Here is a 13,303-nt window from a genome sequence, read left to right as displayed (position 1 = left end):
ATAGCGGTTCAGTTTATGATGGCTATTATATACCTTTTTCACCAAAAAGTCACATACGTCTACTTGAACAAACGATGAATGGCCTCAGTCAATATGGATGGCAAATGATCAAAACTATATGTCAGCTCCAGACGTTCTGTCCATTGGTGCGGGTCTTTTCCCAGAGGCCCAATGTTTAAAATGGGCATTGTCAGCTGCTCCATGATATTCTCCGGGAACGAAAAGCCATTATGCTGCAAAGGCATATTCGTCGTCAGCTGTTGTAATCTACTCTCAGATGAAACGGGGCCGACGAAGCTTAAGTCAGAAAGCCCTGTGAAAAATTCGGCCACGGTCAGATCCAGCTGGTAATGGGCGCGGGTATAATCCCTGATGTCCTCCATCACGTGTTGAATATACGGGTCATCAAACGACGAAACCGCCGGATAGAATGGCGGACTATAAAACAGCACAATCATGGGTGCCAAATCCTTACACATGGCTGCCAGTTCCTGAACTAATATGGTCGAGAAATCACGGTCTCCCTGATCACGCTGGCTGACGAGCAGGTTTTGCCGTCGTGTCACTTCCTCTTCCCCGTGACGTTTGACTGCTTCTCTATATAAATCTTCGTACATCATGACAGCGACATGGGAATCCGGCATGGTAAAATCGTTGACGACACCCGCAAAATGATTCGATTTTTGCTGTATATAACGTTCAATATTACCGGCCGCAGTACGGGCACCTGCCAGGAGTTTGTCATTTATTTCCTGGAAAGTCTGCTTCAAATACAGCACATTGTACATGGCGATCGCTGCATTCGGTGTCTGAACTGAATAGTGTTCCTTCAAATCGCGCTGCATCAGACTGACGGGCGGCGGTGTCACGTCATCGCCGACCTTTTCAATGAATGCTTCATTTAACTCCAGCTGTTGGGACAAGAAACTAACCATCAAATTCGGATTGATGCCAGCAAATGGTTCGCCGACATGTGATTCTTGACCATAACAGTAAAAACCGGGCAGCACCTTACCGATCGAACCGGCATAAACATAATAATGGTTGTCACCGGGATACTTACTGAACATTGGCTCCCCATTCAAACAAGCGTTATATGTCAGGTTCTCTTCTTTTTTTACTTGCTCCAAAACAGGCAGGGATGTCATCATGCCCTGTGAATTGACTTCCTCATCAGGGACAGACAACAGCAAAATATTCCCATTAAATTCGCCATCCATCGCCTTTTCCAGCATGGACAGGTGCAGGGTAATACCCGCTTTCATGTCCATTGTACCGCGGCCGAAAAGCCATTCGCCGGATGAGATATCAGTTTGGACAGCTTCCGGCAGCCGCTCTTTCATGTTTGCCATTTCTTTTGTCAGCTCTTCCGGATAGAAGGCAAGATTTTTTAACGAACCATAATCATCCACGCCAACTACATCAAAATGACTCAGCAAAATGACTGTTTCCGGTGAGTCGTTCCCTTTCACCAATGCGGTGAGAAGCCGGCGTCCGTCTTCCAGTGGATGCAATTGCAAATGATCCGGATTTTCCTGAAAGTAGGGTTTTTGTGCCAGCAAATGCTGCAAATATTCAGCAAGAGCGATTTCCGCATTGCTTCCGGTAATACTCTGGTGGTTAACAAGAGAAGATAATAAATCCAATAATTGCTCTTTCGTCTGCCAGGTTTTCATAGAATTCCTCCTTGTATAAATTGACTTCTCCACAAAAATCAAACACAATCAAATCGAGGTGATTTAATTGCAGGCGAATATTTTCGCACATCGGGGTGCCAGCAAGTACGCGCCCGAAAATACGATGGCCAGCTTCAGCCTAGCCCATCAGCAAGGTGCAGACGGAATCGAAACAGATGTCCATCTGACAAAAGATCATATCCCGGTTTTGATGCATGATGAACGCGTGAACCGGACGACGAACAGCAGTGGCTACATAAAAGACTACACGTTCGAACAGTTGAGACAGCTTGATGCAGGCGCCTGGTTCTCCCCCGAGTTTGCCGGATCACGCATTTTATCGCTGGAAGAATGTCTCGAATGGACTCAGGATAAGTCACTATATTTAAATATTGAACTGAAAAATAATAAAATAGATTATAAACACTTGGAAACCATCGTGTATGACAAACTATCGCGATATCACTTATTACATCGTACTATACTGTCAACGTTTAATCCAATCAGTGTCAAACGGCTTAAACATTTGAATCAGAATATCGGTGTAGCCTTATTAACATCAAAACGTTCCAGAAATCTTGTATCGGCTGCCAAAGACTTAGGTGCGAACGCGATCCATATCAAATACAGACTGCTCGATCACCTTCTAGTGGATCAAAGTCATCAAGAAAATATGGCCATCCGTGCGTATACCGTGAACAGACCACGGCAAATGCTGCGTGCGCTATCCATAGGATGTGACGGAGTTTTCGCAGATGTTCCGGAAATGGCGGTCCATTACCGGGATCAATTTCAAAACCACTCAAGGAAGTAATGAGGAGGAATCATAATGACCAAACTATTTACACCAATCGAATTTAACAATGTCGCGCTTAAAAATCGGATTGTCATGTCACCGATGTGCATGTATTCCTGCATGGAGCAGGATGGGAAGATAACACCATTCCATGAAACACATTATACCTCCCGTGCAGTCGGTCAGGTAGGGCTTGTTATGACAGAAGCAACCGCTGTCGTGCCAGAGGGGCGAATTTCCCATGAGGATTTGGGTATCTGGGATGATGAACATATTGATGGTTTGAAGAAATTAAATGAACGAATTCACAATTATGGCGCCAAAACCGGCATTCAGCTTGCCCACGCTGGCCGAAAAGCCCAGCTTGATTCAACTATCTACGCTCCTTCAGCATTCGCATTCAATGAAAAATCGAAAACACCAACCGCAATGACTGCAGCAGACATTGATCAGACGATTGAAGCGTTCAAAGATGGGGCCAAACGTGCCAAAGAGGCCGGCTTTGATATTATTGAGATTCATGGCGCACACGGCTATTTAATCAATCAGTTCCTATCACCGTTAACCAATAAACGTGCTGATGACTATGGCGGCAGCAAAGAAAATCGCTATCGTTTCCTGTCACAGGTGATTGATGCTGTTCAAACCATATGGGACGGGCCGCTTTTCGTCCGCATATCAACAAATGAATATGCTGAGGGCGGCAACACATTGGACGATATGCTTTATTTTTCCGGGCAAATGAAACAGCAAGGCATTGATTTAATTGACTGCAGCTCTGGTGGGGTTGTGCCGGCATCCATCAAACCCTATCCTGGCTACCAGGTGAAACGCTGTGAGACCATTAAGCAGGAAGCATCGATTGCCACCGCCGCGGTTGGTCTGATTACAACTGGCATTCAGGCAGAAGAAATCCTGCAAAATGACCGTGCCGACCTTGTGGTGATCGGCCGCGCCCTGCTACGGAACCCGTATTGGCCAAAAGCTGCTGCTGATGAATTAAACGAAACCTTGCCAGCACCAAAACAGTACGAACGGGGATGGAAATAATGGAACTCGTTTTTCTCGGGACTGGTTCAGGTGTCCCCTCCAAAGAGCGGAATGTATCCGCAATCGCTTTGAAACTGCTGCAGGAGCAAAACAGTATTTGGCTGTTTGATTGCGGCGAAGCAACCCAGCACCAAATTTTGCATACGACCATCAAGCCGCGGAAAGTTACGAAAGTTTTTATTACCCACATGCACGGGGACCATATCTACGGATTGCCGGGGTTTTTAAGCAGCCGGTCGTTTCAGGGGGGGGAGGATCGTTTAACCGTATACGGTCCAGAAGGCATTAGAGATTTTATTGAAACAAGTCTGTCTGTCAGCGGAACAACCCTGACTTATCCCCTTTCCATTGTCGAATATACGGAAGGACCATTATTTGAAGATGAACAATTTATGGTTTCCTGTAAACAGCTTGATCACGGGATTCCAAGTTATGGTTTCCGTATCACTGAAAAGGATAAACCCGGAAAATTGTTGGTGGATAAATTACGGAACATCGGGATCGAGCCTGGCCCAATCTATCAGCAAATCAAAGAACAGGAGGTTGTCCGAACAAACGATGGCCAGGTTATCCATCGTGATGATTATCTCGGTTCGGCTAAAAAAGGCCGCATCATAACAATCATGGGTGATACACGAGTACCGGATCAACATGAATCCTTTGTCCAGGGGGCTGATGTGCTCGTTCATGAGGCAACATTCGGACAGGAAAAAGAGACGTTAGCACATGCTTATTTTCATTCCACAACGACACAAGCGGCTATGCTTGCCAGGGAAAGTCATGTTGGCAAACTCGTATTAACACATATATCATCCCGGTATCAGCAAGGTGATGATGAAATGCTAGTGGAGGAAGCCCGAAACATTTTTCCGGAAACAGAGCTTGCACGTGATTTTTATCAGGTAATAATTGGATCCAAATAGGAGGCGTTTATTACATGGGGACGATAGAAGCAGAGAAAATCATCAATCGTCAGCGAAACTTTTTTCAAACCGGTGAAACACTAGCGTACGAATTTCGGAAACAAAAGCTGACCGCATTGAAGGACATGTTAAAAAGCTATAAAAAAGAAATATACCAAGCTCTGAAAAATGACTTGAACAAATCCGAATATGAAGCCCTCACAACCGAATTAGGCTTCCTTCATACGGAAATCGATTTTGCACTGAAACATCTGAAGAATTGGATGAAGTCTGAGAAAACGGAAACACCCGTCACCCACAAAGGGAGTAAAAGTTATATTCAAAAAGAACCCTATGGTGTCACGTTGGTTATGGCACCATGGAATTATCCGCTGCAATTGGCCATCGCTCCTGCAATTGGCGCTATTGCAGCCGGAAACACAGTCGTCATGAAGCCTTCCGAATTGACGCAATCAACATCAGCCATCCTTGCAGACATGATCAGAGCAACGTTTGACGAGGGTTATTTTACGGTTGTTGAAGGTGCTAAGGATGTCAGCCAGCAATTACTGGAACAACGGTGGGATTATATCTTTTTCACCGGCAGCACAAACGTCGGCAAGATTGTCATGGAAAAAGCGAGCAAACACTTAACACCGGTTACACTGGAGCTGGGTGGCAAAAGCCCGGTCATTGTAGATAAGGATGCGAAGGTTGACCTGGCAGCCAAGCGGATCGTCTGGGGCAAATTCACGAATGCCGGCCAGACGTGTGTTGCCCCGGATTATGTTTATGTGCATGAAAAAGTTAAATTAAAGCTGTTAAGGGCGATGAAAAAACATATCCAATCATTTTACGGTAAAAAACCGCTCCAAAATGAAGATTATGTACGGATTGTCGGCAAAGATCATTTTGACAGGCTTCATGCCTTTCTGGCGGATGGTGATATTGTTCATGGTGGTAACGTCAATGACGAAAAGCTATCCATTGAACCGACCATTCTGGATAAAATAAGCTGGGATGACGCGCTTATGCAGGATGAAATCTTCGGCCCCCTATTACCAGTTATGACGTTCAGGTCACTTGATGATGTCATCGGAGAAATGAAACAGATGGAAAAGCCGCTCGCCCTTTACTATTTTGGCGAAACTGAACAGAAACAGCGGCACGTCATGACAAACGTACCCTTTGGCGGCGGATGCATCAACGATACGCTTTACCACCTGGCTAACCCGCACCTGCCATTCGGTGGTATCGGGAATAGTGGCATGGGCGCTTATCATGGCAAATACAGCTTTGATACCTTCTCACACCGAAAAAGCATCTTAAAACAGACAACCAAATTCGACATTCCATTCAGATACCCAAGCGGCAGATTGTCCAAAGCGATTGTCGAACGGCTCATGAAATAATGAAAGCGCTCCTGCTTTTTAACCGGCGGGAGCGCTTATTTTTTGAAATCATCCAGAAAGTCTTTTTGGAAACTTGTCCGTGGCTTTTCTTCGTCTTTGTCATCATTATGGAGTTGTTTAAAAATATTGTTACCGTATTTTTGCGATAATTCATCCATCGCTTCATACAACTTTTCTTTTCCGGCTTCTTTTTCATACGTGAACAAATCCAGTTGTTTGGCTAGGTTCTTTTTTTCGTCAACATCCTGGACGGTGATGCCCAGTAATCGGATTGGTTCGAGATTCCAGTGCTTTTGAAACAGTTCATTGGAAAAATGCAGGATATCATCTTTATTCTCAATAAAATGAGGGAGCTTTTTACTCCGGGTAATCGTTTTGTGATCGTGATACCGAATCATAATCTGCACACTTTGACCTGCCGCTTGCTTCCGTTTCATCCGCCGCTCAACATTGTCGGCAAGCTGGTGCATCAATTTACGGATTGCTGTTTCATCTGTCGTATCCTCCGCCAGTGTCTGGGAGCTGCCGATACTTTTAAATTCATGTACCGCATCCGGGTCAACCGGCCGCACATCAATCCCGTTTGCCCTGTTTTGCAGCCGTTCCCCGTTGATGCCGAGGATCCGTTTCAGCTGATAAGCATCACCATTGGCCAGATCACGAATTGTATTGATATCGACTGCACGCAGTTTTTCCGCCGTTTTTTCCCCGACACCATACATTTCTTCAATCGGAAGCGGCCATAGCTTGTCACTTATATCGCGTTTGCGTAAAATCGTGATCCCCATCGGCTTTTTCATATCCGAGGCCATTTTTGCCAGAAATTTGTTGGGTGCAATGCCAATGCTGCAGGGGAGGTCTAATTCACTGCTGATTTTTTGCTGCAGATTTTGGGCGATTTCAATCGGACTGCCGTGCTGTTCGGTGCCGGTTACGTCTATATAGCCTTCATCGATGGATACCGGCTGGACATATGGCGTTATTTCCGCAAGCATTTGAAACATTTCCTTCGATGCTGTCCGGTATCGGTCAAAATTGGGACGCAAAACAATCAATTCCGGACAGAGCTTTCTTGCCTGCCATAGCTGCATCGTTGTCTTGACACCTTTAGCCCTGGCTTCATAACTGCTTGTGACGACAATGCCTTTGCGTTCTTCCGGATTACCGGCAATGGCGAGCGGTTTGCCTTTCAGTTTTGGATCAAAGGCCATTTCAACGGAAGCATAAAATGAGTTCATATCCACATGAAAAATGACCCTTCCTTTTTTCGGATACCATTGTGACATCGTAGACATCCCTTTAAACGTGTTTCCCTTATTATATCATATAGATTACAACAGTCTGCCAGATCATTTTATCAATATAACCCTTGCAAAAATATACCGGCACATTGCTAAGACCTATTAAAAAGAAAAAGGCTGGCAATACTCTAACTTCTGATTCTCACATCGTCTCTTGAACATCTATACCTGTTTTTAAAATTTCATCAACGATACCCAAACGTTCATCGTATTCTTTACCGGTAAAAGCAACTGGCTCTAGATCCAAGTCAAATTCCTGAGCCTGAATCAGCAGATAGGTTGTTCCTTCCACTCTCAACATGTTCTCGAAGTAGTCGGAAAAGATCGCCAAATCTATATCGCTATCCTCATCGTATGTTCCTTTGGCAAACGATCCAAAAAGAACTGCTTTTTTTACAGGAATCTCCGAGGAGATATTTGAAAGAAACTGTTCAATGGATTCTATAACTTTCGGAGGGAGTGCAGCCATGTGAACACCTCCCTCGTTTGTTTCAATACTTCTTCAGCTTTTCCTTGTTTAATGGTATTTGAGAGTTTTTCCCGATAAGAGGGATATCGCTCTGAAATATAATACGCTAAAAGTTCTGCAAAAAAAGGTGCGTATTCTTCTTCTTTCCTAATAAACTTTTCATCCTTTTGACTGGGATCAAAAGCTTTTTTAAAAACCGAATAAATATTATGCGTCCTGGTTGCTTCCTCTTCCCTGTGTAAAACATGAAGTCCCTTGGTGAGTTTTTCTATAGCTTGTTGACACATGAACACCACGTATAAATATCGGCCAGCCTTATACATGGCTTCCGCAGTTTCTAAATCATACTCCGCAATATCTTGCCAATGTTCGAACTTCTCGTTATTATCCATGAGCTGCACCCACCTTCAAACATCATTAATTTTATTATACCACTAAAGGAAGAATGGACAAATCCGAGAGAAATTGTTGTTCCATTCACAACTCAAATTCCCATTCGTCTTTAAAAATCAGATACAGAGCGAGCAGTGTATCCTCTATCTCCTGGTTGTTCATATTCTCCGGTTCAAGTCCGATTTTCGGAAAAAGAACGGTGGCTAATTCTTTCGTTAGCTGCAGGCGATCGGCCTCCTCTAATTGCAACAGTCGCTCGCTGTACCTTCTTACTAGTTTCCATTCTTTCATTCCGAACGAACGAAGCGCCCAATCATCAATGGATAAGCTTTCTTTTGTGAGACCTCTTGCCTCTATTTCTTTTTCAATCAAACTGGATTTAGTAGCGCTCTTTCCTTTTCGTTCATGCACAACAATCGTTCCGGCAACAATATCGCCAAGCCGTTTATGTTTCGAATGGAAGAAAACCATGATTATCCCGATAAAATATGCAGGTGGCATCATGTCGATAATGCGCAGCAGATTGCGGATCAGACTGGAAAGCAATGTGATGCTGTGGCCGTTATCCTGAATAACCCTGATCTCCAATAGTCGTTTGCCGAGTGTTTTTCCGCCAAAAAAATATTCACTTACGAAAAAATAGCCCCAATTCATGATAAATATCAAAATAATACCTATTGCCAATGGCACTGTTGACCCATTCATAAATGTAATAAAATCTGCCTGGGTCGCAAATACCAAAATAAGAATCGTAAGGATGTTGAATATCATCAGTAAAAGTTGATCAATAATCATGGCTCCTGCACGACTGCCCAGACCGGCCAGTTTAAAATCCAATGATACGAATTCCGGTGTCTTGACAGATACGTTCTCCTGATTCATCACTATTTTCCCCTTTTTTGTCTGTATAGGTTTCAATTAGCTTCGAGACAAATTATAATAGATTTAACGTCGTGAAGGAAGGTGCATTCATGGACATCAGACCATTTATCAAACAGAACCGCGGGAGCTGGAAAACGCTTGAACAATACATAACGAAGCTAAGTAAAAATAAACGACACTTGTCTGGAAATGATATTGACCAATTTAACCGGCTTTACCAAAAAGCAACCCAGCATTTGTCCTACAGTCAAACTTATTTTCCGAATGAAGATGTAACAGATTATTTGAACAAACTGGTTGCCAAGGCCCACAATTTATTATACAAGGACCAAGTGTCCAGTTTCCGGCAAATGTGCACATTTTTCGGCACAACATTTATTGGACTGCTGCTGGAGCAATGGAAGGCGGTCATCGTCGCCATGGTCCTGTTTGCAGTCGGCGCATTGGCAGCATTTCTTTCTGTACTGGATGACCCGCTGAACCTCTATTCGCTGTTGCCGGAACAAGTGGCACAATCAGTCGACCCGGAACAGCTGAATACCAACACCGGGTCGATGGATGCTTCTTTAATGTCCGCCTCAATCATGACGAATAATATTCAAGTGGCTTTCCTGGCCTTTGCAGGCGGCATCACGTTTGGCATACTGACGGTCTATATTATGGTGTCAAACGGTATCATGGTTGGTGCACTAGCCGGTTTATATTGGCATTACGGCAGTTCCTATGAATTCTGGGCTTATATTGTTCCGCACGGTGTCATTGAACTCTCAGCCATTTTCATTGCAGGTGGCGCGGGGCTTTTGATGGGCTATAAATTGTTTGTACCGGGTGCGTTTTCGCGCGGTTATCAATTAAAAAGACAGGCAAAGCGATCTGTCCAGCTCTTGCTGGGAACGATTCCGCTCTTCATCATCGCCGGTATCATTGAAGGGTTCATCACCCCCGCCTCCCTTTCACCGGAAACAAAATATGCCGTCGCGATCCTGACCATGGCCGGCTTAATTCTATATATCTTAAGTGGAAAAATACTGCTGCAAAAAAGCGACGCTAAAGCAAGCCTTCATTCATAATACGGATATACTGTGAAACGGCAACGGATGCCAGGTGTTCTTCTTTGGCTTCCACCATGGAGAATCCCTGTTTTTCCCAGTTTGTTTTCTCGCGTTTTTTGATGTGTATTTGCTGTTGCGCAATACTTTTGACCGTGGCCGTTTTGACACTGTCCGGTTGTTGTCTTGCAGCTGCCAGCAGCGTTTCGTCTTCGATGCCAATCATCATAAATAAATGCTGCCTGCGCAACCGTTTCAAATACAACAGAGCCGTTTCTTCATGCAGAAAAGTCTGAATATCACTGAATAACAGGATCAGACTTCGTTTCTTCAGCGTGGCAGACAAATAATTGATGGCTGCTGAATAATTGGCTTCACTTGCCTCGACATTTACATTATAGATAGCTTGTAATATCTTCTGTAGTTGGTTCATACCTTTTGCAGGCGGCACAAACCGGGTGATATCTTTAGAAAACGCAAGCACTGCGACGTAGTCCCCGTTTTTAAGTACTGCTGCAGCCGTTGTCAATGCTGCTTCCAAGGCTTTTTCGAGCCGGTTCCCTTTTTGAAGTTCGGCTCCCATCATCCGTCCGCAATCGATTAAAATCGTGACATACTTCCCATGTTCCGGTTCGTACTCATTGGTCATGATTTCCTGCCATTTTGCTGTTTGACGCCAGTTGATTTTTCTCGGATCATCACCAACGACATAGTTACGGATTTGCGCGAACTCCCCTGTTTCCGCACGTTGTTTACGGATTTTCATACCTTCATACAGTAGAAACCGCTGCGGGCTTTCCAGATATTGTTTGGTTTCCGTTAAATCAGGAATGACTTTCACATTTTGTTTGATGTTAACAGCCATTTGTTTTTCCCATAGTCCCAAGATGCTTTTGTAACGGATGAACAGTTTATCTGCCGCATAGTTTCCCCTTACCGGTGCCTTCACCTGATAAGACAATACAGAAGTTCCGCGCGCTTTAACCGTTCCCTTCAGTGGAAAAGGCGCCCGGAATGATTGCGGTAATCCATCGATTAGTCGGACGTGGCAGACTTGGGCCGAGGCATTGGCAACATCAATTTGAACAGCATACGTCATGCCCCGCTCCAATTCATCAGGAACCTCCCGATTAAACAACAGGTCTTTCCTTTTCGGTGCCAACCATACATCCAGCAGACTGATCAAAAGAAAGAGGCCATTGACGACAAAGAGCCAAGGCCATGACATGGTCGAGAAAGCCGCCAGGACAGTAACACCAAAGGAAAAAATGAGAAACAAAACAAGCAGCCGACCCGCCGGTAAAATGCCCCTATCTCGGAACAGCAATCGATCCCACAAGCTCTTCAATGATTTCATCCAGTCCAACTCCCTCCAATTCCATATGCGGCGCTAGTTGCAAACGATGCCGCAATGCCGGTTTGGCAACCATTTTAACATCATCAGGCGTTACATAATCCCGGTTTGTTAAATACGCCCAGCTTCTTGCAGCTTTAGCAATGGAGATGGCCGCCCTTGTGCTGGCACCGAATCGAACAGCTTCCATATCTCTTGTCCGGCGAATCATTTGCATAATGTAATGTAGAATATCATCATTCAACGTAATGGCCGTTACTTCCTGGCGTATGGATAAAAACGTGTCCATGCCCAGCACCGAATCCGTTACTATCCCGGCATTTTTACCCTCTAGTACATGCTTTAATACACTCGTTTCATCTTCAAACGATGGGAAGTCAATGTTCAGCTTCAACAAGAATCGGTCCTGCTGGGCTTCAGGTAATGGATAGGTGCCTTCGAATTCAATCGGGTTCTGGGTAGCCACGACAAAAAAGACTTCCGGGAGTTTATACGTCTCTCCTTGGATCGTCACTTGCTTCTCCTCCATTGCCTCTAATAAGGCTGCCTGCGTTTTGGCAGGTGTCCGATTAATCTCGTCAGCCAATAGTATATTTGAAAATATCGGCCCTTTTATTGTTTGGAAGTTACTTTCCTGCATATTGTAAATGGTGCTTCCGGTAATGTCACTTGGCAGCAGGTCTGGTGTGAATTGGATCCGATTAAAGGTTCCGTTCAATAATTCGGCCAGTGTCCTAACCGTTTGTGTTTTTCCTGTACCAGGCACACCTTCGATTAATACATGGCCATCTGCCAGCACAGCAGATAATAAAAGTTTCAGATTCATAGTCTGACCAAGAATTCGCTCTTCATATTTTTCCAATAATGATACCAGCTCATTTCTCATCCTTCTTCCACCTCTTTCCGTAATCGATCAATTCTTTTCGACCATGACAGGTACGTTTTTTTGCTGACGTGATCCTGGTGTAAAACATTTGCTAATTCATCAATGAATGTTTCCATCTCCGGCCCTGCCGCCGTTTTTCGCTCAAGTTGTTCATGAATATCCGGCCAGTCCTTGTAATACGGAATCCCCCAGCGTTCCTGCAGAAGGCGTTTCAAATAATCCGCCTGAAGCCGCAATGCATCACGATATCGGTTCCCCCTTTGATACCATGCTGCCAGAGCCTGGATACGCTCATCACTAAACCGGACTGTTTCTTCCCGTGGTTTGATGACAGAACCGAAGCGTTTCCCCTTGAACATGAGCCATAGGGTTGTTAGCAAAATGGCTTGAAATGCCAATACCAGCAGCCAGTCCGGATAAAGTGTTGTGATGGCTGGTGCATTTCCGGACCCATGCATATACTCATCAAAATAAACCGTATCCCATTCGGTGGTCTGTGTGAGTGAAAGAACCAATTCCAAATGGTCCTGCTCCAAGATGCTTTCGTTCGTCATCCACTCGGGGGCTGTCGACGTGATTAATCTACCCTTTCCAAACGTGCTTTCAACTGCGATGGCACCGGCATTATCATACACGAGTACGTTATCATGTGTGGCGGGGTCGATTCGAAACGCTGAACGTAAGTCTGCCTGATACCCGTCCCCATCCTGATCGGTTATACTCCCGGTTTCATCACCCTGTACTGGCACGGTTTCCACACCAAACATCCCGTCCGGATTTTCTTTCATAAGCAAAATCGTATTGCCGGACTCCAGAAAGGAAATATATTCATCCATCTCCTTTGAATTCGGAGTGAAAGACGGTCCAATCATCATCAATAACTGATTTCCGCCTTTTTCAGTCAGTTGTTCCGGCGAACGGTCCCATCTATTAACGGCACCGAATTGATCATCCATATATGTATAAAAAGCTTTCACACCAGTGGGGGATGGGGATTCCGAAACAAAGCCGGGATACTCTTCCGGTGTATCCGGTACGAACATATAACTGATTCCGATAAATAACAGAAGAACAACAACCAGCCATAACAGTGTCCTTCTGCCCGTTTTTGATGTTTGCAAGCTGCTGCCCCC

General features: G+C 44.7%; 13 protein-coding genes. 5 read left to right on the top strand and 8 right to left on the bottom strand.

The genetic code is table 11. The features are described 5' to 3' along the window. Positions 1–59: 59 nt before the first annotated feature. Complete coding sequence (locus E4U82_RS05140; protein WP_135109002.1) at positions 60–1,676, bottom strand: M20/M25/M40 family metallo-hydrolase; 1,617 nt, start codon at positions 1,674–1,676, stop codon at positions 60–62. A gap of 67 nt (positions 1,677–1,743) precedes the next feature. Between E4U82_RS05140 and E4U82_RS05135 the strand changes: the two genes are divergently transcribed. The 4 genes from E4U82_RS05135 to E4U82_RS05120 are packed head-to-tail and all read left to right on the top strand — an operon-like array spanning position 1,744 to position 5,836. Further along, positions 1,744–2,490, top strand: a complete 747-nt coding sequence (locus E4U82_RS05135) for a glycerophosphodiester phosphodiesterase (RefSeq protein ID WP_135109001.1) — start codon at positions 1,744–1,746, stop codon at positions 2,488–2,490. Positions 2,491–2,505: 15 nt separating this feature from the next. Further along, on the top strand, positions 2,506–3,522 hold the full coding sequence (gene namA / locus E4U82_RS05130) for an NADPH dehydrogenase NamA (RefSeq protein WP_135109000.1): 1,017 nt from the start codon (positions 2,506–2,508) through the stop codon (positions 3,520–3,522). Further along, the gene (gene rnz, locus E4U82_RS05125; protein ID WP_135108999.1) at positions 3,522–4,445 is read left to right on the top strand and encodes a ribonuclease Z; all 924 of its coding nucleotides are present in this window, start codon (positions 3,522–3,524) and stop codon (positions 4,443–4,445) included. The genes namA and rnz overlap by 1 nt, the downstream gene beginning before the upstream one ends. Before the next feature lie 14 nt (positions 4,446–4,459). Next, positions 4,460–5,836 (top strand): aldehyde dehydrogenase, encoded by a 1,377-nt coding sequence (locus tag E4U82_RS05120; RefSeq protein ID WP_135108998.1) that lies wholly within the window; start codon positions 4,460–4,462, stop codon positions 5,834–5,836. A 35-nt stretch (positions 5,837–5,871) separates the two neighbouring features. Here the strand turns inward: E4U82_RS05120 and E4U82_RS05115 are convergent, their stop codons facing one another. The 4 genes from E4U82_RS05115 to E4U82_RS05100 all read right to left on the bottom strand — a co-directional run bounded on the left by E4U82_RS05115 (position 5,872) and on the right by E4U82_RS05100 (position 8,881). Further along, positions 5,872–7,122, bottom strand: a complete 1,251-nt coding sequence (locus tag E4U82_RS05115; protein ID WP_135108997.1) for a DNA polymerase IV — start codon at positions 7,120–7,122, stop codon at positions 5,872–5,874. Positions 7,123–7,279: 157 nt separating this feature from the next. Continuing rightward, positions 7,280–7,606: a nucleotidyltransferase domain-containing protein gene (locus E4U82_RS05110; protein ID WP_135108996.1), complete on the bottom strand. Its 327-nt coding sequence runs from the start codon at positions 7,604–7,606 to the stop codon at positions 7,280–7,282. After that, a complete protein-coding gene (locus E4U82_RS05105) occupies positions 7,579–7,998 on the bottom strand; it encodes a HEPN domain-containing protein (RefSeq protein ID WP_135108995.1) in 420 nt (139 codons plus the stop codon). Before E4U82_RS05105 ends, E4U82_RS05110 begins: the two co-directional genes overlap by 28 nt. Positions 7,999–8,083: 85 nt before the next feature. After that, complete coding sequence (locus tag E4U82_RS05100) at positions 8,084–8,881, bottom strand: RDD family protein (RefSeq protein WP_135108994.1); 798 nt, start codon at positions 8,879–8,881, stop codon at positions 8,084–8,086. A gap of 89 nt (positions 8,882–8,970) precedes the next feature. On the opposite strand from E4U82_RS05100, the gene E4U82_RS05095 reads away from it, so the two are divergent. Next, a complete protein-coding gene (locus E4U82_RS05095) occupies positions 8,971–9,951 on the top strand; it encodes a stage II sporulation protein M (RefSeq protein WP_135108993.1) in 981 nt (326 codons plus the stop codon). Here the strand turns inward: E4U82_RS05095 and E4U82_RS05090 are convergent. From E4U82_RS05090 to E4U82_RS05080, 3 genes are read right to left on the bottom strand one after another with little or no spacing between them, the layout of a single operon-like run. Continuing rightward, positions 9,929–11,287 carry a DUF58 domain-containing protein gene (locus E4U82_RS05090; protein WP_135108992.1) on the bottom strand — a complete coding sequence of 453 codons (1,359 nt, stop codon included), beginning with the start codon at positions 11,285–11,287 and terminating at the stop codon, positions 9,929–9,931. The two genes, E4U82_RS05095 and E4U82_RS05090, sit on opposite strands and share 23 nt — an antisense overlap. Next, the gene (locus E4U82_RS05085; protein ID WP_135108991.1) at positions 11,241–12,170 is read right to left on the bottom strand and encodes an AAA family ATPase; all 930 of its coding nucleotides are present in this window, start codon (positions 12,168–12,170) and stop codon (positions 11,241–11,243) included. The genes E4U82_RS05090 and E4U82_RS05085 overlap by 47 nt, the downstream gene beginning before the upstream one ends. After that, positions 12,167–13,291 carry a DUF4350 domain-containing protein gene (locus E4U82_RS05080; protein ID WP_245183525.1) on the bottom strand — a complete coding sequence of 375 codons (1,125 nt, stop codon included), beginning with the start codon at positions 13,289–13,291 and terminating at the stop codon, positions 12,167–12,169. The genes E4U82_RS05085 and E4U82_RS05080 overlap by 4 nt, the downstream gene beginning before the upstream one ends. Between the last annotated feature and the right edge of the window lie 12 nt (positions 13,292–13,303).

The sequence above is a fragment of the Lentibacillus salicampi genome, assembly GCF_004565465.1.
GTDB classification, from domain to species: domain Bacteria; phylum Bacillota; class Bacilli; order Bacillales; family Amphibacillaceae; genus Lentibacillus; species Lentibacillus salicampi.
The sequence above is the reverse complement of the archived record's forward strand: the minus strand, read 5'-3'. Positions and strand labels throughout refer to the sequence as shown.

Bases quoted from the DNA above. Each gene is read 5' to 3' on its own strand.
- E4U82_RS05140 (WP_135109002.1), bottom strand. From the start codon at position 1,676: ATGAAAACCTGGCAGACGAAAGAGCAATTATTGGATTTATTATCTTCT.
- namA (WP_135109000.1), top strand. From the start codon at position 2,506: ATGACCAAACTATTTACACCAATCGAATTTAACAATGTCGCGCTTAAA.
- rnz (WP_135108999.1), top strand. From the start codon at position 3,522: ATGGAACTCGTTTTTCTCGGGACTGGTTCAGGTGTCCCCTCCAAAGAG.
- E4U82_RS05120 (WP_135108998.1), top strand. From the start codon at position 4,460: ATGGGGACGATAGAAGCAGAGAAAATCATCAATCGTCAGCGAAACTTT.
- E4U82_RS05115 (WP_135108997.1), bottom strand. From the start codon at position 7,122: ATGTCACAATGGTATCCGAAAAAAGGAAGGGTCATTTTTCATGTGGAT.
- E4U82_RS05110 (WP_135108996.1), bottom strand. From the start codon at position 7,606: ATGGCTGCACTCCCTCCGAAAGTTATAGAATCCATTGAACAGTTTCTT.
- E4U82_RS05105 (WP_135108995.1), bottom strand. From the start codon at position 7,998: ATGGATAATAACGAGAAGTTCGAACATTGGCAAGATATTGCGGAGTAT.
- E4U82_RS05100 (WP_135108994.1), bottom strand. From the start codon at position 8,881: ATGAATCAGGAGAACGTATCTGTCAAGACACCGGAATTCGTATCATTG.
- E4U82_RS05095 (WP_135108993.1), top strand. From the start codon at position 8,971: ATGGACATCAGACCATTTATCAAACAGAACCGCGGGAGCTGGAAAACG.
- E4U82_RS05090 (WP_135108992.1), bottom strand. From the start codon at position 11,287: ATGAAATCATTGAAGAGCTTGTGGGATCGATTGCTGTTCCGAGATAGG.
- E4U82_RS05085 (WP_135108991.1), bottom strand. From the start codon at position 12,170: ATGAGAAATGAGCTGGTATCATTATTGGAAAAATATGAAGAGCGAATT.